Origin of the sequence: Rhodovulum sulfidophilum DSM 1374, from assembly GCF_001633165.1 — a bacterium.
Lineage (GTDB): Bacteria > Pseudomonadota > Alphaproteobacteria > Rhodobacterales > Rhodobacteraceae > Rhodovulum > Rhodovulum sulfidophilum.
Window position 1 is genome coordinate 2,741,215 of sequence record NZ_CP015418.1, and the last position, 26,287, is coordinate 2,767,501.

Here is a 26,287-nt window from a genome sequence, read left to right on the forward strand (position 1 = left end):
CTGTCGGCGGCAGGACCGTCTTGCGCCGCGCCCGACGACCGTACGGAGAGGGCTGCTAATGCCGCGTGCGCGGGATCATCTGCACCGTCATCCCCGGACAGAGCGCCGCGATTTCGCGCCGGACGATCTCGCTATTGGGCAGGACGGGGGTCACCACCACGTAAAGCCCGCGATAGCCGCCAAGCTGAAGCTGCTGGGCCAGGTCCATCGCGTCGAACTGGTCGGTCAGCAGCGGCGAAACGATCATCTCGATCCCCTGGAGCGACGGCAGCGCGGCCTGGACCAGGTCATAGGGCAGGTGCTCGCAACGCGCTCCGATGAAAGGCATTCCCCGCTGCGGTTGATCGACCCGATCGAACCCGATCAGAAGCGCCATCCCGTTTCTGTCCACCCCGGGGGCCATCTGCGCGGAACGGTCGGTGCCTGTGTTTCCCATAGTCGCACTCCCTGTGGCGACTGGCCGTCATGGCCCGATGTCTGAAAAATCTTAGTTAACCAAACCGTCAGGATATCTGTTACGCCATGCACATTTGTCAGGCTATAACGCGAGCCCGCCCGATCTGGCAATTGTCCATAGGTCGGTTCCGTCGCGTCGGGCCGTCACGTCACGGGCGACCGGACCCACTGCCGGAAATGGGGTGAAAGGTGAACGATTCTCTGGGATTGTCGATCATTGCGGGGGTGCCGGTTCCGGTGCTTCTGATCGGGGCGGACGAGCGGGTCAGCGGCATGAACGGCGCTGCCGAGGCGCTGTTCGGGCCGTCCGGAGCGGGACGGCATTACATCACCGTCCTGCGCCATCCGGCGCTGCTCGATTGCGTCGAGGAGGCCTTGCGGCTGCGCCAGTCCCGCCGGGCGCGCTATCCGCGCAGCGCCTTCGGCCGCGACGCGACCTATGACGTCACCGCCAGCCCGCTCGAGGGGGTCGCCGCGGGCGGCGTCGTGCTCAGCTTCACCGACATATCCGATCTCGAGCAGGCCGGGCAGATCCGTCGCGACTTCGTCGCCAATGTCAGCCATGAACTGAAGACGCCGCTGACCGCGCTGATGGGCTTCATCGAGACGCTGCGCGGGCCGGCGCGCAATGACGAGGCGGCGCGGGATCGGTTCCTCGACATCATGGCGCGCGAGGCCGAGCGCATGAACCGGCTGGTTTCCGACCTTCTGTCGCTCAGCCGGGTCGAGGCCGAGGAACGGATGCGGCCCGGGGCGCGGGTCGATGTGGCGGCGCTGTTGCGCAGCGCGGTGCAGACGCTGCGCCCGCTTGCCGAGGAGGCCGGGGTCGCGCTGACGCTGAGCGGGGCCGAGGCGGAGACGCATGTCCTGGGCGACGAGGACCAGTTGACCCAGGTGTTTCACAACCTCATCGAGAACGGCATCAAATATGGCGGCTCGGGCGGCGTGCTGCGGCTGGAGATGACCCGGTCCGAACGCGAACTGGCCTTTCGGGGGCCCGGCCTCAGGATCGACGTGATCGACGAGGGCGAGGGCTTCGACCCGGTGCATATCCCGCGCCTGACCGAGCGGTTCTACCGCGTCGACAACCACCGCTCGCGCGAGATGGGCGGCACCGGGCTGGGGCTTGCGATCGTCAAGCATATCGTCAACCGCCATCGCGGCCGCTTCCGCATCGACAGCGCGCCCGGCAAGGGGAGCACGTTTTCGGTGACGCTTCCAACGGTTTAGCAACCTGAGGTGGCATAATTTCGCATCGGTCCGAGATGTCGCAGCCGGGCCGGGCGCATGTCATGAAACCGTTACGTCCCTGTCACAAAAGATTGGTGCCGCAGGATTACGACCCGCCCGAGGCCGCCGCAAATCGGGTGGCCAGAACCAATCAGGAGCTTTCCATGTCCCTTGCGAAACTGACCGCTTCGGCGCTGGCCATCGCCGCCGTTTCCGCGACCGCCGCCGCCGCGCGCGACAATGTGCAGGTGGCCGGGTCCTCGACCGTGCTGCCCTATGCCTCCATCGTTGCCGAGGCCTTCGGCGAGAATTTCGACTTTCCGACCCCGGTCGTGGAATCGGGCGGCTCCTCGGCCGGCCTGAAACGCTTCTGCGAAGGCGTCGGCGAAACCTCGATCGACATCGCGAATGCCTCGCGCGCGATCAAGGACAAGGAAGTCGCGGCCTGCAAGGCCAATGGCGTCTCGGACATCATCGAGGTCCGGATCGGCTATGACGGCATCGTTTTCGCCAGCCAGCTGAACGGCCCGGCCTTCACCGCCTTCACCCCCGCCGACATCTACCGCGCGCTGGCCGCCGAGCTGCCGGTCGACGGCAAGATGGTCGCCAACCCGAACGCGACCTGGGCCGATGCCAATCCCGAGCTGCCCGCGGTCGACATCGCCGCCTTCATCCCCGGCACCAAGCACGGCACCCGGGAGGTGTTCGAGGAGAAGGTCCTGATCCAGGGCTGCGAAGAGACCGGCGCGATGGCCGAGATGGAAGCGATCGGGATGGACGAGAAGGCCGCCGAGAAGGCCTGCAAGAGCGTCCGCACCGATGGCAAATCGGTCGATATCGACGGCGACTATACCGAGACCCTGGCCCGGATCGACTCCAACCCGAACGGTATCGGCGTGTTCGGACTGGCCTTCTACGAGAACAACACCGACACGCTGAAAGTGGCGACCATGTCGGGCGTTGCGCCTTCGACCGAAACCATCGCCTCGGGCGATTACCCGGTGTCGCGTCCGCTCTACTTCTACATCAAGAAGGCCCATATCGGCGTGATCCCCGGCCTGAAGGAATTCGCCGAATTCTTCGTCTCCGACGAGATGGCCGGCCCCGACGGCCCGCTGGCGGCCTATGGCCTCGTCTCCGACCCCGAGCTGGCCGCGACCCAGCAAAAGGTTGCCAATGAAGAGACCATGAGCAACTAAGCCCTCAGCTTCGGGGCGGGCGGCGGATCGGCCGGCCGCCCCGGTTCGAGGGAATGTCATTTCAAAGACGGAGCGGTCATGCCTGTTCTCTGGCTCGTGCTCATCCTGTTCGCCCTCGGCGCGCTCGGCTTCGTGCTGGGGCGGCGCCGCGCGCTTGGCGGGGCGGGAGGCGATATACGTCTGCTGCATTCGCTACCCGCCTATTACGGCACCAATGTGGCGCTTGTGACCATGGTGCCCGCCTTCTTCCTGCTGGGGATCTGGCTGCTGGCTCAGCCCGTCGCGATCGATGCCCGGGTCTCGGCGCTGCTGCCCGACGCGGCCATCTCCGAGGGCATGACACGCGATCTGGTGATGAGCGATGTGCGCCGGGTGGCCGAGGGGCTCGACAAGGCGGTGGCCGAAGGCGAGATGACCCGCCGCGAGGCGCGCGACATCCGCGCCGGGTTCACCGATATCCGCAATCGGCTGGGTGCGGTCGGCGTGGCGCTGGGATCGAATGTCGGCGCGCCCGAGCTTTACGCCGCTCAGCGCTACCGCACGCTGTCGGGCGAGGGCCGGGTCGCGATGACGGCCGCGGTGCTGGCGCTGGCGCTGGGCGGCTTCGCGCTGTCCCTGATCCGGACCACGCCCGCCTATCGCGCCCGCAATTCGGTCGAGGCGGGCATCCGCTACGCCCTGATCTTCGCCGCCACCGTCGCCATTCTGACCACCATCGGCATCGTGCTGTCGCTGATCTTCAACACCATCGATTTCTTCCGGCTCTACCCGGCGCGGGACTTCTTCTTCGGCACCACCTGGAGCCCGAGCTTCGGCGGCGGCTCCGAGCTCGGTATCCTCCCCTTGCTTTGGGGCACCTTCTACATCTCGGTCATCGCGCTGGCGGTGTCGGTGCCGATCGGGCTGTTCGCAGCGCTGTACCTGTCGGAATATGCCTCCTCCCATGTCCGGGCCATTGCCAAGCCGCTGCTCGAGGTGCTGGCGGGCATTCCCACCATCGTCTACGGGCTGTTCGCACTGCTCACGGTCGGGCCGCTGCTGCTGAAGGTTTTCGGGCAGGACGGGGTCGGGCTGATGCAGGCCGGAACGGCGGTGATGACCGCGGGGCTGGTGATGGGCATCATGCTGATCCCCTTTGTCAGCTCGCTGTCCGATGACATCATCAACGCGGTGCCGCAATCGATGCGCGACGGCTCGCTCGGGCTCGGCGCCACCCGCTCCGAGACCGTCAAGCAGGTGGTGCTGCCCGCCGCCCTGCCGGGCATCGTCGGCGCGATCCTGCTGGCGGCCAGCCGGGCCATCGGCGAGACCATGATCGTGGTGCTGGGGGCAGGGGCCGCGGCCAAGCTGTCGATGAACCCCTTCGATGCGATGACCACGGTCACCGCCAAGATCGTCAGCCAGCTGACCGGCGACGCCGATTTCGCGAGCCCCGAGGCGCTGGTCGCCTTCGCGCTCGGGATGACGCTTTTCGTCATCACGCTGGGGCTGAACATCCTCGCCCTCTATATCGTGCGCAAATACCGGGAGCAGTACGAATGACCGACATCCCCGTCTCGGATGCGCGCCCGGTTCCGGCCGCGCCCGCCCGCACAGGGTCTCTGCTGACCGCCGATGCCCGGACCCGCCGCCGCAACGCCGCCGAAAGCCGGTTCCGGCTCTACGGGATCGTGGCGGTGGGCATCGGGCTCTTCTTCCTGGCGGCCCTGCTTTACGCCATCGTCACCAACGGGATCGGTGCCTTCCAGCAGACCGGCTACACGCTGAATATCGAGTTTCGCGAAGACGTTCTGGACAAGTCCGGCACCCGCGATCCCGAGGCTCTCAAATCGGTCCGGACCTTCGCCTATTCGCCGCTGCTGCGCGAGGCGATGCTGCGCGAGATCGAGACCCATGGCATCGAGACGCCGCTGGCGAAGGCCAAGGTCAAGGGCTTTTCCTCGCCGCTCGACAAGCTGTTCTCGGACGGCGCGCGCTCGACGCTGCGCGACATGGTGCTGGCCGATCCGAGCCTGATCGGACAGACCGTAAAGGTGCGCATCCTCGCCTCGTCGCGGGTCGACGGCTATCTCAAGGGGCGCGTCAGCCGCGAGTCGATCGAGCGCGACAAGAACCTCGACGCGGTCCACCTGGATCTGATCGACAAGCTGCGCGACGCGGGCGTCGCGACCAAGGCCTTCAACCTTGCCTTCATCACCGGGCCCGACGCCTCGGATGCGCGGCCGGAGCAGGCCGGGATCGGGGTCGCCATGCTGGGGTCATTCTACATGATGATCGTGGTGCTGGCACTGGCGCTGCCGATCGGGGTCGGGGCCTCGATCTATCTCGAGGAATTCGCGCCGCAGAACCGCATCACCGACCTGATCGAGGTGAACATCTCGAACCTCGCCGCCGTGCCCTCGATCGTCTTCGGCATCCTCGGGCTCGCGGTCTTCATCCAGGTCGTGCATCTGCCGCAATCGGCGCCGCTGGTGGGCGGGCTGGTGCTGTCGCTGATGACGCTGCCGACCATCATCATCTCGACCCGCGCCGCGCTGAAGGCGGTGCCGCCCTCGATCCGCGATGCCGCGCTCGGGGTAGGGGCCTCGAAGATGCAGGCGGTCTTCCACCACGTCCTGCCGCTGGCGATGCCCGGCATCCTGACCGGCACCATCCTCGGGCTGGCGCAGGCGCTGGGCGAAACCGCGCCGCTTCTGCTGATCGGCATGGTGGGCTTTGTCGCCTCGAACTATCCCGACGGCGCCGTTGCGGGCTTCATGGCGCCGAACTCGGCCATGCCGGCCCAGATCTACGAATGGGCCAAGCGCGCCGATCCGGCCTTCTACGAACGGGCCTGGGGCGGCATCATCCTGCTGCTCGTCTTCCTGATGACCATGAACATCATCGCCATCCTGCTGCGCCGCCGCTTCGAGCGCCGGTGGTGATCGGCTGCGAAAGGACCTCCGACATGTATGACAATTCCGATCTTGCGAGGGCGACGGTGACCGGAGAGACCAAGATCGCGGCCCATGGCTGCCAGGTCTATTACGGCGACAGCCAGGCCATCCGCGATGTCGATATCGATATCGCCGACAACACCGTCACCGCCTTCATCGGCCCCTCGGGCTGCGGCAAGTCCACCTTCCTGCGCTGCCTCAACCGGATGAACGACACCATCGACATCTGCCGGGTGATCGGTGATATCCGGCTCGATGGCGAGGACATCTACGATCCGCGCGTCGATCCGGTGCAGCTTCGCGCCAAGGTCGGCATGGTGTTCCAGAAACCCAACCCGTTCCCCAAGTCGATCTATGACAATGTCGCCTACGGGCCGCGCATCCACGGGCTGGCGCGCAACAAGGCCGATCTCGACGAGATCGTCGAACGCTCGCTGCGCCGGGCCGCGATCTGGGACGAGGTCAAGGACCGGCTGCAGGCGCCGGGCACCGGGCTTTCGGGCGGCCAGCAACAGCGGCTGTGCATTGCCCGCGCCGTCGCGACCGAACCCGAGGTCCTGCTGATGGACGAACCCTGCTCGGCGCTCGACCCGATCGCCACCGCCCAGGTCGAGGAACTGATCGACGAGCTGCGGGCGCAATATTCGGTGGTGATCGTGACCCATTCGATGCAGCAGGCCGCGCGCGTCAGCCAGAAGACGGCCTTCTTCCATCTCGGCAGCCTGGTCGAATATGGCGATACCGCGAAGATCTTCACCAATCCGAGCGATCCCCGCACCGAAAGCTACATCACCGGCCGCATCGGCTGAGAAAGGACCGTCCATGTCGGATGTGATGAAAGACCCGCATATCGTCAAATCCTACGACCGCGACCTCGAAGGGATCCAGGCGCTCATCATGAAGATGGGCGGGCTGGTCGAGATCGCGATCCTGGAGGCCGCGACCTCGCTCGAGGCCCGCGACGAGGAACTGGCCGAGCGCGTGCGCGCCGGCGACAAGGCCATCGACGCCCTCGAAGAGAAGGTCAACGAGGAGGCCGCGCAACTGCTTGCGCTGCGCCAGCCCTCGGCGGGCGACCTGCGCACGGTGCTCTCGGTGATGAAGATCTCGGCCAATCTCGAACGCTGCGGCGACTATGCCAAGAACATGGCCAAGCGCACCGGCGTTCTGGTGCAGATGGCGCCGATGGAGGGCGCGGCGGGGGCGATCCGGCGCATGGCCAAGGCGGTCGAGCTGATGCTGAAGGACGCGCTCGACGCCTATATCCAGCGCGATGCCGAACTGGCCGAGGATGTCCGCCAGCGCGACCTCGAGGTCGACCAGATGTACAATGCCCTGTTCCGCGAATTCCTGACCTTCATGATGGAAGACCCGCGCAACATCACCGCCTGCATGCATCTGCATTTCATCGCCAAGAACATCGAGCGGATGGGCGATCATGTCACCTCGATCGCCGAGCAGGTGATCTATCTGGCCACCGGCCACATGCCCGAGGATGAACGGCCCAAGGCCGACCGCACCTCGGTCGAAGCGCTCAGGAGCTGACCCAATGAGCCCCAGCGAACGCCCCACGGTGCTGATCGTCGAGGACGAACCCGCGCAACGCGAAGTGCTGGCCTATAACCTGCAGGCCGAAGGCTTCCGGGTGTCGAAGGCCGAGAATGGCGAGGAGGCGTTGTTGCTTGTCGAGGAACAGGCGCCCGACATCATCGTGCTCGACTGGATGCTGCCCTCGGTCTCGGGGATCGAGATCTGTCGGCGTCTGAAGACCCGGGCCGAGACCCGCGGCGTGCCGATCATCATGCTCTCGGCCCGCTCGGAAGAGGTCGACCGGGTCCGCGGGCTGGAAACCGGGGCCGACGACTATGTGGTCAAGCCCTATTCGGTGGTCGAGCTGCTGGCCCGGGTCCGCGCCCAGCTGCGGCGCACCCGTCCGGCGACCGTGGGCCAGAGGCTCGAATTCGAGGATATCCTGCTCGATGCCGAAACCCACAAGGTGTTCCGCTCGGACAAGCCGCTGAAGCTCGGCCCGACCGAATTCCGGCTTCTGTCGACCTTCATGGAAAAGCCCGGCCGGGTCTGGAGCCGCGAACAGCTTCTGGACCGGGTCTGGGGGCGCGACATCTATGTCGACACCCGCACCGTCGACGTCCATATCGGGCGGCTCAGGAAGGCGCTTTGCCAGCATGGCGGCCCGGACCCGGTGCGTACCGTCCGCGGGGCAGGCTACGCCCTTGGGTAAGGCGATCTGCAGCAAGACCGGCCGGGGGTTTCCGATTTTTTTCCTCAGGAATTGATCCCGGGGCAGGCGGCGCCTATGGTGCCCGCGTTTCGGGGCGGCTGCGGGAGCAGCGGGCCGCGATGATCTGAGCGAGCAGGGGATCGGATATATGACACGAACCGGTACGGGAACCGGACTGACACTGGCCGCGGCGCTGCTGGCATGCGGTGCCGCCAGCGCCGATCCGGAGGAGGGCGCCTATAGCTCTCCCGAGGCTTTCGGCGAGGCGCTGTTCTTCGACGTCAATCTCTCGAAGACCCGGACCCAGGCCTGTGCCACCTGCCACGATCCGGGCCATGCCTTCATCGATCCGCGGCCGACCTTGGCCGGGCGGGCGGTCTCGCTTGGTGCTGACGGGCAGTCGCTTGGCGACCGCAACGCGCCGACCGCCGCCTATGCCCGGTTCTCGCCACCTTTCGGCCAGCGCGCCGATGGCACCTATGTCGGCGGCCAGTTCCATGACGGCCGCGCCGCCGGTCTGGCCGAGCAGGCCGCCGGACCGCCGCTGAACCCGATCGAGATGGGGCTGGCGGATGTCGAGGAGGCGGCCGCGCGCATCCTCGAGAACCCGCGCTATGACGCAACGCTGAGCGCGCTTTACGGCGCCGCGACGCCAAGCGATCCCGAAGCCGTCTTCCGCGCCGCGACCTCCGCCATCGCCGCGTTCGAAGGCACAGACAGCTTCGCGCCCTTCGATTCCAAATATGACAGATACTTGCGCGGCGAAGCTCAGCTGACCGATGAAGAAGAGCTCGGCAGGATCCTGTTCTTCTCGCAGCAATTCACCAACTGCAATCTCTGCCATCAGTTGCGCAAGTCGGCGATCGCCGCGGATGAGACCTTCACCGATTACAGCTATCACAATATCGGCGTTCCGGCGAATGCGGCGGCGCGGGCGGTCAACGGGGCTGCGGGGCCCGATCTCGGGCTGCTGGCCAACCCGGCGGTCGAGGATCCCGCGGCGGCGGGCAAGTTCAAGGTGCCGACGCTGCGCAACGTCGCCGTGACCGGGCCTTACATGCATAATGGCGTGTTCGAGGACCTGCGCACCGTGATCCTGTTCTACAACAAGTACAACAGCAAGGCGGCTGCGCGCCAGATCGACCCCGAGACCGGCGAAGCCTGGGCCGCACCCGAGGTTCCCGGAACGCTCTCGATGGACAAGCTAACCACGGGGCCTGCGCTCGATGACGAGCGGATCGACGCCCTGGTTGCGTTTCTCGAGACGCTGACCGACAGCCGCTACGCATACCTGCTTGACCGGGACACCGCCTCGGCAGGGACCGGAGGCACAGACACAGACCGGTGATCCTCCCGGCGTGCCCCGAAATCACGCTTGGCGAACCGTCGCAATTCCAGCGTCCTGCTGCAAACAGGCGGTTCTTTTCGATGTAAATGTCGCCGCGAGCACGACAGGAGGGCGAGGATGATCTCCTGTCGTGCTCGGTCTTACGACCCGTCATGACGAAGGCGGGCCGTTACGGAGTGTGGGGCCGTTCAGATCTGGTTTCGTGGATATGGTGCCATCGAGCTTTCTAATGCCAAGTATAAATATCCGATAATCAGTATTATGTTAATATTCGGCGTTGCGCACACCTGACGCACACCTGAGCTGCGACCAATTCGCCATGTGATGCAACTCAGGGGTTTGCTTCGGCGTCGCCGCGTGTTCCAATTGGCGGAACAATATCGCCTGATAACAAGGGCTAGACGGTGCCTGTCCGAGTTTGTGCCCAGAAAACCACCTCAACGCAGCCGGCCGGGTTCCATATCTCCCGGTCCGACTGCGCTCTGGCCGCGCTCGACAGAACCTGCAGGCCTGCACTAAAGACCATTCTGGAGGGGTAACGTTATGATAGCCAGAATTCAGCGGGCCGTGTTGCCGTGTCGGCATGTCCGACAACGCGGCCGAATGGGGGCTTCATGAGCCTCGAATATCTGAGCGCATTATAATCGCCGCGCGCAGCCTCGAGGAGCTCTGGGCGCTTCACACCCGCAAGATGGCCGATTTCGGTTTCGACCGGCTGATCTACGGTTTCACCCGCTTTCGCGCCGCCAACAGCTTCGGCGACCGCGACGACGTGATCGTGCTGTCGAACCATTCGCCCGAATATGTGCGCAACTTCGTCGACAAGGGGCTTTACAAGAACGCGCCGATGGTCCGCTGGGCCGCGAAGCATGTCGGCACCAGCAGCTGGCGGCAGGTCTCCGAGCGGCTGGCGCGCGGCGAGCTGACGCCAGAGGAACTGGACGTCCTGAAGTTCAACCGCGGCATGGGTGTGGTCGCTGGCTATACGATCAGTTTCAGCGAGGTATCGGTCCGCGCCAAGGGTGCGATCGGCCTGACGGCCCGGCCGGGTCTGAACCAGGACGATGTCGAGCGGATCTGGTCCAAGCATGGCGACGTGATCCAGTTGATGAACGATGTGATGCATCTGAAGGTGCACAACCTGCCATATGCCGCGCAACGCCCGCCGCTGACGCCGCGCCAGCGCGAGGTTCTGGAATGGGTCGGCGACGGCAAGACCACGCTCGATATCGCCACCATCCTCGGCGTTACCCAGGCAACGGTCGAAAAACACCTCCGGCTCGCCCGTGAGGCGCTGGATGTCGAGACCACCGCGCAGGCCGTATTGAAGGCGTGGTTCCAGAATCAGATCTTCCGCGCCAACACGCCATAAGCAGATCCTTGCCCGCATTCTGACAACCGGAAGTGACGCTACGTTACTTCTGGCGCGTTTCCACGCGAGGTTATATCGCCTAAAGGTTGAATTTGTTCGTTTTTTAAACCCGACGAAGTACGGATTCCCTGACTATCTTTTTGGTCAGGATATCGGCAATTTTTAGCCGTTCCGTGAGTGGTGGCCTTGGGCCAGGGAACATTGTCGGCGCGCAGTACCGCACAGTTTCGCGGCGAACGCCGTACCGGGAGACCGGAGCAGGATCGGGCGGTCTATTCTTCGTCGGTCAGATTCTGCGCCTTTTCGCTCAGGCCGCCCTCAGCGGGCGGTTTTGCAGAAAGGCCAAAGGGGCGGCGGGCTATTTAGGGGGGCCTCGCCGCCCCTCCCATGTCACGGGGGTGTTACGGGCTTCCGCCCCCTGCCCCGTTTCCGCCAGGTCCGAGACCCGAACCAGCGTTCCGCCGCCGCGGCGTTCGGCGACGTAAAGCGCGCTTTCGGCGCGTTGCAGCGCCGCCTCGAGGTTGGGTTCGTCGAAGGCCGACATGCTGATCCCGATGGCAGCGACCGGCAGATCCGGCTGCGGCCGCAGCTTCCGTTCCAGCCTCTCGCCGATCCGGGCCAGATCGGCCTCGCTCGGGACATGTGCCACCACCATCAGCATGTGCCGTCGCCAGCGCCCGATATTGTCCTCGGCGCGGACATGGCGAACCGTTCGCTGCAATGCCGACCGCATCGCACGCTCATCTGCCTCCGGATCGGCTCCGTTAACGCCCGCCCCGGGGGCGCAGAGGATCACGCCGACCGGCCCCTTGCCGTCGAGCAGATCCCGGTCGGGCCGGAATTTGCTGGCCCGGCCCGCGACCGGGTCGAACAGCTCGGCGCGTGCATCGGCACGGGCCGCCCGCTCGAGCAGCGCCCCGACCGTCAGCACCAGTGCCAGCTGGGCCAAGCCGAACAGGCCCAGCAGAGGGGCAATCAGCAGCCGCGCCGAGACGGTTTCGGGCACCGCATGCAGGGTCGCAATGCCGACAAGCCATGGCCCGATCAGCGCCAGGACCAGAAGTATGCGCATCCGGGGGCCATGCCGTTCGCGCGAAAAGAGCGGACGCAGCAGCCATTCGGCACGCAGGATATGCGTCATGGCCAAGCCTGCGAGTCCCATGCAGCTGAGCGAAAAGGCGGAAACCGGGCGCCCCCAGGTCGTCGCCTCGAACAGATCCGTCATCGCGCTCCACCAGATCCCGGTCCAGGCCGCCACCAGCACCGCCATCGCCGCGCCGCGATGAAAGGGCTGGAGCGCCAGGCAGAGATGCAGGGTCAGGATTGCATAGGTCGTGGACAGATCGGCGGGTCCCGGCGACCGCCCGGGCCAGAGCGGGACCGCCCCGCTCAGGTAGGGACCGCCCGGCAGCAGCCCGTCGATCAACCGCAACCCCGCCAGAAGCGCAACGCCGCCCCCGACCGCCGTCCACAAACGCAGTCCCCAGGCTTTCGAGCCGCGCAGCAGCACCGAAAGCGCGAAAAGCACGAAGCCGAACGCCCCGGCCGGATGCAGGACGGGCACATGGCGCGACGGCGCGACCAGAATGTAATGCAAGGCCCCGAAGACCGCGGTGACCAGCAGCGCCAGACAAAGCAGGCGGAGGGCCTGAGGCAGCAGCGGCTGAGCAGGACTGGCGGTTGGCGTGAACACGGTCAAGAGCCCCGGTAAGACGGTGGATCGGTCTCGCCAGAGTAACTTTTCGCGCCTAAATCGAAGTTAAGGTTAATGACCCTGCGTCGCAGACGCGCAAAGCCCGCCCCGGGTAACCAAATATTAAGCCTATAGCGACCCTATCCTGAGGCAGTTTTCGTGTCGAGCGAGCAACAGGATGGCAAGCGCAGACCAGAGGCCCCGAACGACCCTCGCGATCCGCGTTCTGGGGCTGACCATTCTGGTCGCGATCGGCCTGGGCCTGTTGCAGAACCTGCTCGATCCGCCCGCCGACACCGCCGCCGCGCTGCATCTTCTTCCCGCGACCGGATTTGCCGTCTTCGGACTGCTGTTCCTGCTGCGCCGTCAGCCCTCGGGCCTGCGCGGCCCGGTCCGGATGCTGGCCTGCATCGTCGCGCTTCTGGCCATCGAGCGGCTGTTCGAGGCCTCCGTTCCCGGCTGGATCCGGATCGTCGGGCATCCCCGGATTGAACACGCCCTGGAAAGCACCGGGTTGCAGGGCGTTCTCTCCGTCGAGACCGCCTTCGTGCTGGCGATGCTCAATCTGGCACTGCTGGCGGAACCGCATCAACGCCAGACATCGCTGCTGTTTCTTGCCGCGGCCTGGGTCGGCACCACGATGGGCGTGCTCAAGCTCGCCTTCAACCTCACGCTCTGGCGCGGAGAGATGTCTCCCTATGCGCTGGCGATCATGATCCTGGTCTGTTCCGCCCAGACGCTGAAACTGCGCGATCAGCCCTTCCTGCGGCCGCTCTTCGCCCGGACCAGCTACGGCACCTATACCCGTGCACTGGTAACCGGGGCGCTGCTCGTTCCCTGGATGTCGGGGTTTCTCTATTTCCTCAATGTCCGCCCCGATCCGGCCAGCCATCTCGCGCTCGAGCTGGCCTTCGGTTTCACCGGCTGGATCATGCTGGCGCTGGTGCTGGTCATCGGCCATCTGATGGAGAAATCCAGCCTCGCGCTCGAATACGCCGCCCGGCACGACCCCCTGACCGGCGCGGCCTGGCGATGGCGCTTGGAAACCGCGACGAGGCCCGTGGCGTCGTGCTGTTCGATCTCGATCACTTCAAGGCGGTCAATGACGCGCTGGGGCACGATGCGGGCGACAGGTTGCTCTGCGACATCGCGCAGATCGCCAACCGGAACATCCGCGAAAGCGATCTTCTCGTCCGCTGGGGCGGCGAGGAATTCCTGCTGGTGATGGCCAGTTCGGCCGAGGTGCTTCTGGTGCAGATGGCGGAACGGCTGCGCCAGAGCATTGCCGGTCATGCGCCGATGCGGATCGGGGCGATGCCGCATCCGGTCAGCGCCTCCTTCGGGGTCAGCATGGTCCAGCCCGGCGAGGCCGGCATCGGGTGCGCCATCCGCCGTGCCGACACCGCGCTTTACGCCGCCAAGATTGGCGGCCGCAACCGCGTCATGTCGGCCGCCGCCCTGTGCGAGGCCGAGGCGGCGGTCGGCCCCCTCGCCCGGAGGACGCCACCGCGTCTGGTCTCCTGAAACCACCCCTGCCCCCGCCAGCCGGAAGCCGGCATGAAAACGGCGCGGCCCCGTCCGGGTGCCGCGCCGCATCTTTCTGCAAGCCTTGGGGCTCGATCAGCCCTGGACGACTTTCGCCACTTCGGCCGCGAAGTCTTCCTCGGCCTTCTCGATGCCTTCGCCGACCTCGAGCCGGACGAAGCCGGTGATGGTGGCGCCGGCGGCCTCGGCAGCGGCCTCGACGGTCATGTCGGGGTTCACCACGAAGGCCTGACCCATCAGGGTCGATTCCGAGATGAATTTCTTCATCCGGCCGGGGATGATGTTGTTGGTGATCACCGCCTCGGGTTTCGGCTTGGCGGCGGTGGCGTTCTCGTCCAGCGCCTTGGCGGTCTGAACGGCCAGTTCCTTCTCGAGCACGGCCGGATCCATGTCGGCCTCGGACAGCGCCGCCGGGTTCACCGCGGCGACATGCATCGCCACCTGACGCCCGAAGGCCGCATCGCCGCCGGTCATCGCGACCAGAACGCCGATCTTGCCCATGCCCTCTGCCGCCGCGTTATGGACGTAGGCCACGACCTGCTCGCCCTCGATCCGGGCCATCCGGCGCAGCGTCATGTTCTCGCCGACGGTCGCGATCTTGTCGGTCAGCGTGTCGGCCACCGACTTGCCGCCGAGATCGGCCGCCTTCAGGGCCTCGACATCGTCGACCCCCAGCGCCACCTTGGCGATATCCGAGACCATCGCCTGGAATTCGGCGTTCTTGGCGACGAAGTCGGTTTCCGAGTTGACCTCGATCGCGACGCCCTTGCCGCCCTCGACGACGACGGCAACGAGGCCCTCGGCGGCGGTCCGGCCCGATTTCTTGGCGGCCTTGGCCAGCCCCTTGGTGCGCAGCCAGTCGATGGCGGCATCCATGTTGCCGTCATTCTCGGTCAGCGCCTTCTTGGCATCCATCATGCCCGCGCCGGTCTTGTCGCGCAGTTCCTTCACCAGTGCAGCGGTGATCGCCATGGTTCGGCTCTCCTCGTAATCCTTGGGTGACCGGGCGGGTTTTCGCCGCGCCCGGTATCAATTCCGTGACAGGGGTGAGGCTCAGGCCTCGCCCTCGGACCGTGCGTCGGCCAGCAGTTCCTCGACCGGGGCCTCTTCCAGCGCACCGAGATCGACGCCGGCGGCGTCCATCTGTGCGCTCATGCCGTCAAGCGCGGCACGGCTGGCCAGGTCGCAGTAAAGCTGGATCGCGCGGGCCGCGTCGTCATTGCCCGGGATGATGTAGTCCACGCCCTCGGGCGAGCAGTTGGTATCGACCACCGCGACCACCGGAATGCCCAGCTTGCGGGCTTCGAGGATGGCCAGATCTTCCTTGCGCACGTCGATCACGAACAGCAGGTCCGGCAGACCGCCCATTTCGCGGATGCCGCCCAGAGACGCCTGCAGCTTGGTCTGCTCGCGCTCCATGTGCAGCCGTTCCTTCTTGGTCAGGCCCTCGGCGCCGGTCGCCATGCGCTCGTCGATCTCGTTCAGACGCTTGATCGACTGCGACACGGTTTTCCAGTTGGTCAGCGTGCCGCCGAGCCAGCGGTGGTTCATGTAGTATTGCGCGCATTTCTCGGCGGCATCGGCCACCGATTTCTGCGCCTGCCGCTTGGTGCCGACGAAGAGGATGCGGCCGCCGCGGGCCACGGTGTCGCGGATCACGTTCAGCGCCTGGTCCAGCATCGGGACGGTCTGGGTCAGGTCGACGATGTGGATGCCGTTGCGGTCGCCATAGATGAAGGGCGCCATGCGGGGGTTCCACCGCTGCGTCTGGTGACCGAAGTGAACGCCAGCTTCCAGCAGCTGACGCATGGAGAAATCGGGAAGCGCCATGTCTTGTCCTTTCCGGTTTGCGCCTGGGCGGAGCGTCAAGGGCATATGCCCAACCGGCGGACCGCTGCGGGATGTCTCCCCGCAGGGCCCAGCCCCGCCTGTCGAAGTGAGGCGCCCATACCCCCATTCGCCTCGCCCTGCAAGCCCCGCCGTCTTCTTCCTGGCGAAAATACCGCGAAAACCCCGTTTCCGCGGCTTGCCGGCGCGCCTGCCGGACCCCGCAAGGCCGATATGGGCCGGAGTTGCCCGATCCTGAAGAGCGGCGGCGGCCTTTTGGGCTTCTCTCCGGGCGCCAAGCGGCCGCGCGTCAGAACCCTCGGCCGACCATATAGCCGCCCCAACCTTGCACTCTCAGCCCTGCACGGGCTTGGCGAAGCGCCCGCCAAACAGGCAGATCCGGGCCACGCCGGGGTCTCTGCCTCTAAATCGGTCCGCAGGCAGAGCGAGGCTATTGTCGCGCGGCGGCCCTGCCCCTAGCTAAGGGGCGACACGGGAGAATCCAGCCGAACATGTTCGAATCCAAAGAGCCCTCCGCCGAGCCGTCCGATCCGCAGGAACCGCATCAGCGCCGGTTCTGGCGCGGCGTCCTGGCCCGGCTGCGCAACAACTTTCTGGCCGGTCTGGTGGTGATCGCCCCGGTCGGGCTGACCGTCTGGCTGATCTGGACCGTCACCGGCTGGATCGACGGCTTCGTCCTGCCCTTCGTGCCGCAGAAGTTCCAGCCGGAACAGTATATCGGCATCGACATCCGTGGCCTCGGCGTGATCTTCTTCCTCGTCTTCACGCTCGTCGTCGGCTGGATGGCCAAGGGCATGGTCGGCCGCTCGTTCATCGGCTGGGGCGAGCGGGTCGTGGGCCAGATGCCGGTGATCCGCTCGGTCTATAACGGGCTCAAGCAGATCGCCGAGACGGTTTTCGCCCAGACCGAGACAAGCTTCGACCGCGTCGTGCTGATCCAGTATCCGCGGCCCGGCATCTGGGCCATCGCCTTCGTCTCGACCAATGCCAAGGGCGAGATCCGGCGGCTGGTCCCGGCCGATGACCCGATCCTGTCGGTGTTCCTTCCGACCACGCCGAACCCGACCTCGGGCTTTCTTCTGTTCGTGCCGCAGAGCGACGTGATCGAACTTGACATGAGCGTCGAGGAAGCCGCCAAGCTGGTGATCTCGGCCGGGCTCGTCGCCCCCGAGGATCCGCAGGTTCTGGCCGCCGCCGCCGCGGCGCCGCGGCCGATCCAGCAGGCCGCGCGTCGGGCACGCGACCGCGAGAAGATCGGCGCCTGAGACACGTGACTGAACAATGACCTTGCTTGCTCCGGCGCTGACCGGTTTCGCCACCTCGCTGTCTCTCATCCTGGCGATCGGGGCGCAGAACGCCTTCGTGCTGCGCCAGGGTCTGCTGCAATCCCATGTCTTCGCGCTGTGCCTGTTCTGCGCGATGTCGGATGCGCTGCTGATCTCGGCCGGTGTGGCCGGGTTCGGGGCGATCACGGGCGCCCTGCCCTGGCTGCCGCGCGCCTTCGGCCTGGGCGGCGCGGCCTTCCTGATCGTCTATGGAGCACTTCGCGCCCGCGCCGCCTGGCAGGGCGGGCACCGGCTCGAAGCCGGAGGCCGGGCGGGCTCGGTCCGCGCGGTGCTGGGCACGGCGGCGGCGCTGACCTGGCTCAATCCGCATGTCTATCTCGACACGCTGGGTCTGATCGGCGCGATCTCGACCGACTTCGCCCCCGGCGCGGCGCGGATGGCCTTCGGCCTTGGCGCCGTCGCCGCCTCGTTCTGCTTCTTCTTCGCGCTCGGCTACGGCGCGCGGCTGCTTGCCCCGGCCATGGCGCGCCCGCTCGCCTGGCGGCTGCTCGACGCGCTGATCGCGGTGGTGATGTGGATCATCGCGGCGCGGCTGCTTCTGGGAGGCTGATCCCGGGGGGCTGAGCCGGGTCCGGCTCAGCCATCCGCACAGATCCGCCTGAGATCGACGCTGCTCGCCTTCTGCAGGTTGGGCTTGGTCTCGCACAGGAAGCGCTCGGCCGCCGCCTCTCCGGCTGCCTTCAGTTCGGCCAGCACGATCGGGCTCGGCATCAGCTTGGTGACGATGCTGAGGCTGTTCATCGGCCCGTCATCCGAGATCATGTGAATGCGCGGCAGCTTCATCGAGCCGGGATCGATCCGGCCCTCGGCAATGAGCTGTTCAAGCTGCGAGATCGTCCGCAGCTCGCGCAGCAGGGACGAGTTGAAGCTGATCTCGTTGATCCGGTTCTGGATGTCCTGCGGCGTGGTCGGGACCTCGTCGCGCTCCATCGGGTTGATCGAGACCACGACGATATCCTCGGGCAGTTCGGGCGCGAAAAGCGGAAACAGCGCCGGGTTGCCGGTATAGCCGCCATCCCAATAGGCCTCGGTCCGGCCGGTATCGGGATCGTCGATCTCGACCGCCTGAAACAGGGTCGGCAGGCAGGCCGAGGCCAGCAGCACGTCGCCGTCGATCTCGTCGCCCTTGAAGATCCGCACCTTGCCGGTCCGCACATTGGTGGCGCCGACGAACAGAAGCGGCTCGGCCCGGGCGCAGACGCGCTCGAAATCCAGGCGGCGCACGACCCGCTCCAGCGGGTTGCGGTAGAACGGCCCCAGCGCATAGGGGCTGACCGAGCGGCTGGCGGTGTCGATCAGCGAGATCGGCATCGACTGTTCCATGAATTGCGCCACCGCGCCCGCGCCGGGCAGGAAGGCCATCATCCAGCTGGTCAGCCGCATGTCGCCGACCGCGCCGACCTGTTGCCAGAACCAGTCGAGATTCTCGCGCGCGGTCTCGCAGCCGCCCGAAACCAGCCCGGACTTGACCGCCGCGCCGTTCATCGCGCCGGCCGAGGCGCCCGAGATCGCCGCGATCTCGATCTCGGGGTCCCGCAGCAGCCGGTCGAGCACGCCCCAGGTGAAGGCGCCATGCGCGCCCCCGCCCTGAAGCGCCAGATTGATACGCAGGGTTGTCATCGCCGGCTCACAGCGCGGTCCAGCCGCCATCGACGCTGATCGTCGTGCCGGTGATCTGTTTCGCCGCATCGGAACACAGGAACACCGCGGTGCCGCCGATTTCCTCGACGGTGGCGAATTCCTTCGAGGGCTGACGGTCCAGCATCACCTCGCGGATCACCGTCTCGCGGTCCATGTCATGGGTCTTCATCTGATCGGGGATCTGCGCCTCGACCAGCGGTGTCAACACATAGCCCGGGCAGATGGCGTTGCAGGTGATGGGCTCTTCGGCGGTTTCAAGCGCGGTGACCTTGGTGAAGCCCACGATGCCGTGCTTGGCCGCGACATAGGCACTTTTGAAGGGGCTGGCGGTCAGGCCATGGGCCGAGGCGATGTTGACGATCCGCCCCCAGCCCGCCTTGCGCATCATCGGCAGCGCCGCGGCGGTGGTGTGGAAGGTCGAGCTCAGATTGATGGCGATGATCGCATCCCATTTCCCGACCGGAAATTCCTCGATCCGGGCGACATGCTGGATGCCCGCATTGTTGACCAGGATATCGCAGGCCCCGGCGGTCTCGATCAGCGCGCGGCACTCGTCGCCCTTCGACATGTCGGCCTTGATGTAGCGGACCTTCACCCCGTGCTGTGCGGCCATGTCCTCGGCCAGCTTGTGATCCTCGTCCCGGTCGGTGAACGAGTTCAGAACGACATCGGCGCCGGCCCGGGCCAGCTCATGCGCGACGCCGAGCCCGATCCCCGAATTCGAGCCGGTGACGATGGCGGTCTTTCCGGAAAGCGACATGTGAAACCTCTTTCTTGAATTCTGCGGTTGCCGAAATCCTACATGGCGCGCGACAGGCGCGATAGCAGGGAAACACACGGCAACGGGAGCCAACGTGAATTGGTTCGACCCGGCGCGGGCTGTAGGGAGTTCGCGCCCGGATATCCGGGCGGACCGATTCCCGCATCGGGGCTCAGATTGGAAATACCGCCTGAATGACATGAAAAAAAACGCCCGCACGAAGCGGGCGTTAAGTTATTGAGGCAGGTTTCATACAGGCAAGAAACCTATCGAGCAGTGCCCTCTTTATACGCAATCTCGCGCCGAGGGCCAAGCTAAAAGTTTGAAAAGCCAAAGCGCTCCGCGTAGGGTCCGACGCAAGTAAAACAAGGCCCGGAACAGGGCCAAGCCGGAAACGAGGCCCGAGCCCCATGACAGGCATTCTCCAGCGCGCAGCCCGAGTCGCGGGATTCGCGTTTACCACGATTCTCCCGGCGATTCTCTCGGCCGGACAGGCTCCCGCCGGGACCCCGGCCCATGGCATCGCCATGTATGGCGAGCCGGCGCTGCCAGCCGGTTTCGCGGCCCTGCCCTATGTCAATCCCGACGCGCCCAAGGGCGGCCGGATCGTGCTGGGCGAGCCCGGCAGCTTCGACAGCCTCAACCCCTTCATCCTGAAAGGCACCCCGCCCTGGGCACTGGCGCATGAAAGCTATGAAAGCCTCATGGGTCGGTCCTGGGACGAGCCCTTCACCCTTTACGGGCTTCTGGCCGAAACCGTCGAGACCGGCCCTGACCGGGACTGGGTCGAATTCACCCTGCGCCCCGAGGCGCGGTTCTCGGATGGCAGCCCGGTCACGGTCGAGGATGTGCTCTGGTCGGTCGAGACGCTGGGCCGGATCGGCCATCCGCGCTATCGCAACGGCCATGACAAGATCGCCCGGGCCGAGGCGGTTGGGCCGCGCAGCGTGCGCTTCACCTTCAACGCGCCCGACCGCGAATTGCCGCTGATCCTCGGCCTCAAGCCGATCCTGAAGAAGGCACAGTGGCAGGGCCGCGATTTCGCGCAAAGCGGGCTCGAACCGCCGATCGGCAGCGGGCCCTATGTGGTCGCCTCGGCCGAGCCCGGGCGTCAGGTCACGCTCCGGCGGAACCCGGACTACTGGGGCCGCGACCTGCCCTTCAACCGCGGCAAGCACAATTTCGACGAGATCCGCCACGACTATTACGCCGACGGCGCGGCGCTGTTCTCGGCGCTGAAGGCAGGCCAGGTCGACGTCTTCCGCGAGACCAACGAGGCCAAGTGGCAGACCGTCTACGACTTCCCCGCGATCCGCTCGGGCGCGGTCGTCAAGGCCGACATCCCGCATGGCCGCCCCTCGGGCATCACCGGGCTCGCGATGAACACCCGCCGGGCGCTTTTCGCCGACTGGCGGGTGCGCGATGCGATGATCCTCGCCTTCAACTTCGAGTTCATCAACCAGACCATGACCGGCGGCGTCCAGCCCCGGATCACCTCGTATTTCTCGAATTCCGAGCTCGGGATGCGCCCGGGCCCCGCCGAGGGCAAGGTGCGCGCGCTGCTCGCCCCCTTTGCCGATACGCTTTTGCCCGGCGCGCTCGAGGGCTATGCCCTGCCGGTTTCGGACGGCCGGCCACAGAACCGGCGGAACCTGCGCGCGGCCCTCGCGCGGCTGGCCGAGGCGGGCTGGACGGTGGGCCGCGACGGGGTCCTGCGCAATGCCGAGGGACAGCCCTTCCGCTTCGAGATCCTGCTGTCCCAGGGCGCCACCGACAGCACGCGGATCGTGACGCTCTTTGCCGATGCGCTGCAGCGTCTGGGGGCCGAGGTCCACGTGACCGAGGTCGATACCGCGCAATATGTCCAGCGCACCACCAGCTATGACTTCGACATGACCTTCTATACCCGGGCGCTGTCGCTCTCGCCGGGCAACGAGCAGTGGCTCTACTGGGGCTCGGCCGGGGTCGACACCCCCGGCACCGGCAACTGGATGGGCATCGACAGCCCGGCCGCCGAGGCGATGATCCGCCGCCTGCTGAGCGCGGATGAGCGCGCCGATTTCGTCGCGGCCACGCGGGCGCTTGACCGGGTGCTGACAAGCGGGCGCTATGTGATCCCGATCTGGTACGCGCCGCAGTCCCATCTTGCCCATTCCGCGCGGCTGCATTACCCGGCCCGGATTCCGGTTTATGGCGACTGGGTCGGCTTCCTGCCGGATGTCTGGTGGTCAGAGGAGAACTGAGATGACACGACTGCTTTTTATCCTGCTCGCGCTGACGCTGGCGAGCTGTTCCACCGTCGAGGGCGTGGGCAAGGACATCTCGGCCGGGGCCCGCACCGTGCGCAACGCGCTCTGAGACCGCGGCTCAACCTCACCGGGGCCTGAACCTAACGGGGGCCGGTCCGGCTCTCACTCGACCGAGGTCACCCAGAGGATCGTCGCGTCCTCCTGGCTGATCGAGACCAGGTTATGGCCCATGGTCGCGTCGTAATAGGCGCTGTCGCCGCGGCGCATGTCGACCGGGGCGTAGAACTCGGTGTAAAGGCGCGCGACCCCGGTCAGCACATAGAGGAATTCCTCGCCCTCGTGGCGCACCCAGCCGTCGAATTCGCCGATATCGCGGGCGCGGATCCGGGTCCGGTAGGGCATCATGCGCTTGCGCGCCAGCGCGCCCGCCATCAGCTCATGCTCGTAGGTGGCCGTGGCATGGGCCGCGCCCTCGCCGGTGCGCGTGACCGCCATCCGCCCGCCCGCCCGCGCGCCGCGCATCGGCGTGAACAGCTGCGGCACCGACACGCCCAGCCCGGTGGCAAGCTTCTTCAGCGCGTCATAGGTCGGCGACATCTGGTCGTTCTCGATCTTCGACAGGGTCGAGCGCGCAAGCCCGGCATGGCGGGCGGCCTGTTCCAGGGTCCAGCCCTTCTCGCTGCGCAATTCACGGACCCGGCGGCCCAGATCGAGCGGCTCGGCAGCCTCCGCCTCTCTCTCGGCACGGATGATCCGGATCAGGCTATGTTCGCGCTCCTCGGCCATGCCCCCGGCTCTTAGTGCTTGCCCCTTGCAACCGCAAGGCCGCGCGGCTAGCACCGGTCCCATGCATGCGATCTTCGATGAGGGCGCCCCCGCGCCCTGCCCCGCCCCGTTCAACCTGGCCGCCTATGTGCTGGCCCCGGCAACGCATTCCCCGGAAAAGGTGGCGCTGGCCATCGTCGGCCCGCATGGCGCCGAGCGCTGGTCCTATGCTCGGCTCGAAGCTGCCGTGCGCGGCCTTGCTGCGGGGCTGCAGGCGATGGGCCTGCCCGAGGGCGGGCGCGTCCTGCTGCGGCTCGGCAACGGGGTCGAATTCCCGATCGGCTATCTTGCGGCCATCGCCGCCGGGCTGGTGCCGGTACCGACCTCGGCGATGCTGACCCGGACCGAGATCGGCAAGCTTGCCGCCCAGATCGAGCCGGTGGCGATCCTCGCCGGGCCGAACGTGGCGCTGCCCGATGACTGCCCGGCGCCGGTGCTCGACATAAAGACCCAGCGCGGCTTCTATCACGATGCGCCCGCCGATTATGTCCTCGGCGATCCGGACCGGCCGGCCTATATCGTCTACACATCGGGCACCTCGGGGCAGCCGCGCGGCGTGATCCATGCCCATCGCGCGGTCTGGGCGCGCCGGATGATGTGGGAGGGCTGGTACGGGCTTCGCGCCGATGACCGGCTGCTCCATGCCGGGGCCTTCAACTGGACCTATACGCTGGGCACCGGTCTGCTCGATCCCTGGACCATCGGTGCGACCGCGCTGATCCCGGCGCCGGGGGTGCGGCCGGACGACCTGCCGCTGTTGCTGCGCCGCTTCGATGCGACCCTCTTCGCCGCCGCTCCGGGCGTCTATCGCCAGATGCTGAAGAAGCATCCGCAGATCGTGCTGCCCAAGCTGCGCCACGGGCTGTCGGCGGGCGAGAAGATGCCCGAGACCACCCGGAGCGCCTGGCGCGAGGCGACCGGCACCTTCGTCTACGAGGCGCTCGGCATGTCGGAATGTTCGACCTTCGTCTCGGGCAGCCCTGCGCGGCCCGCGCCGCTTCCGGCCTCGGGCTATCCGCAGGCCGGGCGCCGCATCGCCGTTCTGGGCCCCGACAACGCCCCCGTCGCGCGCGGCGAGCCCGGTCAGCTGGCGATCTCGAGCTGCGATCCGGGGCTGATGCTGGGCTATCTCAAGGCCGAGGCCGAGACCCGCGCGCGCTTCGACGGCGAATGGTTCCTGACCGGCGACATGGTCGAGATGGCCGAGGACGGCGCCATCGCCTATCTCGGGCGCGGCGACGACATGCTGAACGCGGGCGGGGTCCGGGTCTCGCCGCTCGAGGTCGAGCGCGCGCTGATGGAGCATCCCGGGATCCACGAGGTCGCCGCCACAGAAATCGCGGTCAAGGCCGACACCACCGTCATCGCCGCCTTCTATACCGGCACGCCGCAGGACGAGGCCGCGCTTGCCGCCTTCGCCGCCGAGCGTCTGGCGCGCTACAAGCAGCCCCGGCTTTACGTCCATCTCGACGAGCTGCCGAAGAACCCGAATGGCAAGCTCAACCGCCGCCTGATCCGGCAAACCCATGAGGCCGCGCATGGTCCGGCTTGACATCTTCGCCGACCCGATCTGCCCCTGGTGCCTGATCGGCAAACGGCTGCTGGAAGCGGCGCTGGCCGAGCGCCCCGACCATCCCTTCACCATCGCCTGGCAGCCGTTCCAGCTGAACCCCGAGATGCCGCGCGCGGGCATGGACCGGCGCACCTATCTCGAGGCCAAGTTCGGCGGCCAGACCGAGGCCGTCCGCGCCTATGCCGAGATCGACCAGCGCGCCCGCGCCGCCGGGATCGAGCTGAACCTCGGCGCCATCGCCCGCACCCCGAACACGCTCGACGCGCAGCGTCTGATCCATTGGGCCGGGATCGAGCATCGCCAGTCCATGGTCGTCGAGGCGCTGTTCCAGGCCTATTTCATCGACGGGCAGGATATCGGCGATGCGGCGGTGCTGACCGGGATCGCCGCATCGGCCGGGCTGGACGGCGCGCTGGTCGCGCGGCTTCTGGCCAGCGACGCCGATCTCGACGGCATCCGCGAGCGCGACGCCCATGCCCGCGCCCGCGGCGTGACCGGGGCACCGACCTTCATCGTTGCCGATACCCATGTGCTGGTCGGCGCGCAGCCGACGGCGCTGTGGCTGCAGGTCATTGCCGAACTGGTCGGCGCGGCGCCGAAGGCCGGTCTGCAATAGGCCTGGCCGGCCGCCACGCCCGGCCGGAGGCCGCAGGGACACGCTTCCTTGTGCGGCATCGCACAGCGGGCGTGCCTTGTCCGGCCGGGTCGAATGGTCTAGCCCCCATGCTCCGGCCTCGCGCCGCCCTGTCTCGTGCCGGATTGCCCCTCGCAGGATGGGCGCCTGCGCGGATGTCTTCCGTTTCCTGAAAGGACCTGCCATGGCCGCAAGGCGTCTTATGCGAGTCGAATTCGTTGCCATGACGGCCCTGCTCTTCGCCACGGTCGCCTTCTCGATCGACGCGATGCTGCCCGCCCTGCCCGAAATCGGTGCCGAACTGACCCCGGACAACCTGAACAAGGCGCAATTCGTGGTCACCAGCTTCATGCTGGGCATGGGCGCGGGCACGCTGATCATGGGGCCGCTTTCGGACTGTTTCGGACGCAAGCCGGTCATCCTCGGCACCGCCGCCGCCTACATGCTGGGCGCGGCCATTGCCGGGCTCGGGCAAAGCCTCGAATGGCTGCTGATCGGGCGGGTGATCCAGGGCTTCGGCGCGGCGGGCGTCCGGGTGGTGGCGCTGGCCGTGGTGCGCGACCTCTATTCGGGGCGAGACATGGCCAAGATCGTCTCCTTCGTGATGACCATCTTCACGATATTGCCCGCCCTTGCCCCTTCGGTCGGGGCGGTGGTGATGGCGGGCTTCGGCTGGCGCGGCATCTTCGGGTCTTTCCTTGTCTTCTCGCTGGTCTCGATGGGCTGGTTCGCCTTCCGCCAGGCCGAGACCCTGCCGCAGGAAAACCGCCGCCCGATGCGCCCCGGCCCGCTTCTGGCCGCCGCGCGCGAGGTGGTGGCCTCGCCGGTCGCGCGCAATGCGACCCTGGTGCAGACCTTCATCTTCGCCGGGTTCTTCGGCTTCCTGACCTCGACCCAGCAGATCTACGACATCTATTTCGACCGCGCCGACAGCTTCCCGCTCTGGTTCGGGGTGGTCGCGCTCTGCGCCGGATCGGCGAGCTTTCTCAACGCCATGCTGGTCGGACGGCTGGGCATGCGCTTCATGATCCGGAGCGCGCTGATCGGCCAATTCGTGCTGTCGGGGCTGATGATGGCCGCGTTCTGGCTGCATCTTCTGCCCGGCTGGGCCGAGTTTCCGGCCTTCGTGCTGTGGTCGATCACCTTCTTCGGGATGAACGCGCTGACCATCGGCAACCTGAACGCGCTGGCGATGGAGCCGCTCGGCCATGTCGCGGGGATGGCGGCCTCGATCATCGGCGCCTTCGCGACCGGGGTCTCGGCGCTGCTGGCGGCGCCGATCGGGCTTCTCTTCGACGGCACGCCCCGGCCGCTGGCCATCGGCTGCTTCCTCTCGGTCGGCGTGGCGCTGGCGGTGATGCTGGCGGTGCCCAAGCGCTAGGCGCGCCGC

Annotated in this window: 25 protein-coding genes; 18 read left to right on the forward strand and 7 right to left on the reverse strand. The window is 66.7% G+C overall.

The features are described 5' to 3' along the window. Positions 1-55: 55 nt before the first annotated feature. Entirely contained in the window at positions 56-328 is a 273-nt protein-coding gene (locus A6W98_RS12960; protein ID WP_155734804.1) for a hypothetical protein, read from the reverse strand. Positions 329-645: 317 nt separating this feature from the next. Between A6W98_RS12960 and A6W98_RS12965 the strand changes: the two genes are divergently transcribed. The 9 genes from A6W98_RS12965 (at position 646) to A6W98_RS13005 (ending at position 10,783) form a co-directional block, all read left to right on the forward strand. Beyond that, the gene (locus A6W98_RS12965) at positions 646-1,686 is read left to right on the forward strand and encodes an ATP-binding protein (RefSeq protein ID WP_042462089.1); all 1,041 of its coding nucleotides are present in this window, start codon (positions 646-648) and stop codon (positions 1,684-1,686) included. A gap of 164 nt (positions 1,687-1,850) precedes the next feature. Further along, positions 1,851-2,885 (forward strand): PstS family phosphate ABC transporter substrate-binding protein, encoded by a 1,035-nt coding sequence (locus A6W98_RS12970; RefSeq protein WP_042465083.1) that lies wholly within the window; start codon positions 1,851-1,853, stop codon positions 2,883-2,885. Between the two features lie 78 nt (positions 2,886-2,963). Further along, entirely contained in the window at positions 2,964-4,427 is a 1,464-nt protein-coding gene (gene pstC, locus A6W98_RS12975) for a phosphate ABC transporter permease subunit PstC (RefSeq protein WP_042462091.1), read from the forward strand. Next, positions 4,424-5,809, forward strand: a complete 1,386-nt coding sequence (gene pstA, locus A6W98_RS12980) for a phosphate ABC transporter permease PstA (protein WP_042462093.1) — start codon at positions 4,424-4,426, stop codon at positions 5,807-5,809. Before pstC ends, pstA begins: the two co-directional genes overlap by 4 nt. 23 nt (positions 5,810-5,832) lie before the next feature. Then, complete coding sequence (gene pstB, locus A6W98_RS12985) at positions 5,833-6,630, forward strand: phosphate ABC transporter ATP-binding protein PstB (protein WP_042462094.1); 798 nt, start codon at positions 5,833-5,835, stop codon at positions 6,628-6,630. Between the two features lie 25 nt (positions 6,631-6,655). Then, a complete protein-coding gene (gene phoU, locus A6W98_RS12990) occupies positions 6,656-7,366 on the forward strand; it encodes a phosphate signaling complex protein PhoU (RefSeq protein ID WP_143540372.1) in 711 nt (236 codons plus the stop codon). Between the two features lie 4 nt (positions 7,367-7,370). After that, positions 7,371-8,063 carry a phosphate regulon transcriptional regulator PhoB gene (phoB, locus tag A6W98_RS12995; protein WP_042462096.1) on the forward strand — a complete coding sequence of 231 codons (693 nt, stop codon included), beginning with the start codon at positions 7,371-7,373 and terminating at the stop codon, positions 8,061-8,063. Between the two features lie 148 nt (positions 8,064-8,211). Further along, positions 8,212-9,411, forward strand: coding sequence for a cytochrome-c peroxidase (locus A6W98_RS13000; RefSeq protein ID WP_042462098.1), 1,200 nt, complete (start codon positions 8,212-8,214; stop codon positions 9,409-9,411). A gap of 583 nt (positions 9,412-9,994) precedes the next feature. Beyond that, entirely contained in the window at positions 9,995-10,783 is a 789-nt protein-coding gene (locus tag A6W98_RS13005; RefSeq protein WP_081251923.1) for a LuxR family transcriptional regulator, read from the forward strand. A gap of 358 nt (positions 10,784-11,141) precedes the next feature. Here the strand turns inward: A6W98_RS13005 and A6W98_RS13010 are convergent, their stop codons facing one another. After that, positions 11,142-12,476 (reverse strand): nucleotidyl cyclase domain-containing protein, encoded by a 1,335-nt coding sequence (locus tag A6W98_RS13010; protein WP_155734805.1) that lies wholly within the window; start codon positions 12,474-12,476, stop codon positions 11,142-11,144. Positions 12,477-12,654: 178 nt separating this feature from the next. On the opposite strand from A6W98_RS13010, the gene A6W98_RS22220 reads away from it, so the two are divergent. Together A6W98_RS22220 and A6W98_RS13020 are read left to right on the forward strand one after the other, a co-directional pair. Beyond that, positions 12,655-13,701, forward strand: a complete 1,047-nt coding sequence (locus A6W98_RS22220) for a hypothetical protein (protein ID WP_052678043.1) — start codon at positions 12,655-12,657, stop codon at positions 13,699-13,701. Then, the gene (locus A6W98_RS13020) at positions 13,587-14,000 is read left to right on the forward strand and encodes a GGDEF domain-containing protein (protein WP_331250196.1); all 414 of its coding nucleotides are present in this window, start codon (positions 13,587-13,589) and stop codon (positions 13,998-14,000) included. Before A6W98_RS22220 ends, A6W98_RS13020 begins: the two co-directional genes overlap by 115 nt. 96 nt (positions 14,001-14,096) lie before the next feature. Here A6W98_RS13020 and tsf read toward each other — a convergent pair whose 3' ends face one another. Together tsf and rpsB are read right to left on the reverse strand one after the other, a co-directional pair. Continuing rightward, on the reverse strand, positions 14,097-14,993 hold the full coding sequence (tsf, locus tag A6W98_RS13025; protein ID WP_042462102.1) for a translation elongation factor Ts: 897 nt from the start codon (positions 14,991-14,993) through the stop codon (positions 14,097-14,099). 81 nt (positions 14,994-15,074) lie between these two features. Continuing rightward, complete coding sequence (gene rpsB / locus A6W98_RS13030) at positions 15,075-15,851, reverse strand: 30S ribosomal protein S2 (RefSeq protein WP_042462104.1); 777 nt, start codon at positions 15,849-15,851, stop codon at positions 15,075-15,077. A gap of 509 nt (positions 15,852-16,360) precedes the next feature. On the opposite strand from rpsB, the gene A6W98_RS13035 reads away from it, so the two are divergent. Next, positions 16,361-17,134 (forward strand): DUF502 domain-containing protein, encoded by a 774-nt coding sequence (locus A6W98_RS13035; RefSeq protein WP_042462105.1) that lies wholly within the window; start codon positions 16,361-16,363, stop codon positions 17,132-17,134. Between the two features lie 16 nt (positions 17,135-17,150). Beyond that, positions 17,151-17,765 (forward strand): LysE/ArgO family amino acid transporter, encoded by a 615-nt coding sequence (locus tag A6W98_RS13040; protein ID WP_042462107.1) that lies wholly within the window; start codon positions 17,151-17,153, stop codon positions 17,763-17,765. 26 nt (positions 17,766-17,791) lie between these two features. On the opposite strand, the gene A6W98_RS13045 is transcribed toward A6W98_RS13040, so the two are convergent. Both A6W98_RS13045 and A6W98_RS13050 read right to left on the reverse strand, forming a co-directional pair. Further along, entirely contained in the window at positions 17,792-18,835 is a 1,044-nt protein-coding gene (locus tag A6W98_RS13045) for a patatin-like phospholipase family protein (RefSeq protein WP_042465095.1), read from the reverse strand. Positions 18,836-18,842: 7 nt separating this feature from the next. Further along, entirely contained in the window at positions 18,843-19,616 is a 774-nt protein-coding gene (locus A6W98_RS13050; protein ID WP_042462109.1) for a 3-hydroxybutyrate dehydrogenase, read from the reverse strand. Between the two features lie 410 nt (positions 19,617-20,026). Here A6W98_RS13050 and A6W98_RS13055 point away from each other — a divergent pair, with 410 nt between their 5' ends. Both A6W98_RS13055 and A6W98_RS21150 read left to right on the forward strand, forming a co-directional pair. Beyond that, on the forward strand, positions 20,027-21,859 hold the full coding sequence (locus A6W98_RS13055) for an extracellular solute-binding protein (RefSeq protein ID WP_042462111.1): 1,833 nt from the start codon (positions 20,027-20,029) through the stop codon (positions 21,857-21,859). A gap of 1 nt (position 21,860) precedes the next feature. After that, a complete protein-coding gene (locus tag A6W98_RS21150; RefSeq protein WP_063490926.1) occupies positions 21,861-21,974 on the forward strand; it encodes a hypothetical protein in 114 nt (37 codons plus the stop codon). Positions 21,975-22,027: 53 nt separating this feature from the next. Here A6W98_RS21150 and A6W98_RS13065 read toward each other — a convergent pair whose 3' ends face one another. After that, on the reverse strand, positions 22,028-22,651 hold the full coding sequence (locus tag A6W98_RS13065; RefSeq protein ID WP_042462113.1) for a helix-turn-helix domain-containing protein: 624 nt from the start codon (positions 22,649-22,651) through the stop codon (positions 22,028-22,030). A 61-nt stretch (positions 22,652-22,712) separates the two neighbouring features. Here A6W98_RS13065 and A6W98_RS13070 point away from each other — a divergent pair, with 61 nt between their 5' ends. From A6W98_RS13070 to A6W98_RS13080, 3 genes are all read left to right on the forward strand, one after another. After that, complete coding sequence (locus A6W98_RS13070) at positions 22,713-24,242, forward strand: class I adenylate-forming enzyme family protein (protein WP_042462115.1); 1,530 nt, start codon at positions 22,713-22,715, stop codon at positions 24,240-24,242. After that, positions 24,229-24,879 carry a DsbA family oxidoreductase gene (locus tag A6W98_RS13075; RefSeq protein WP_042462117.1) on the forward strand — a complete coding sequence of 217 codons (651 nt, stop codon included), beginning with the start codon at positions 24,229-24,231 and terminating at the stop codon, positions 24,877-24,879. The genes A6W98_RS13070 and A6W98_RS13075 overlap by 14 nt, the downstream gene beginning before the upstream one ends. Before the next feature lie 202 nt (positions 24,880-25,081). Next, positions 25,082-26,278, forward strand: a complete 1,197-nt coding sequence (locus tag A6W98_RS13080; protein WP_081251925.1) for a multidrug effflux MFS transporter — start codon at positions 25,082-25,084, stop codon at positions 26,276-26,278. Positions 26,279-26,287 lie beyond the last annotated feature (9 nt).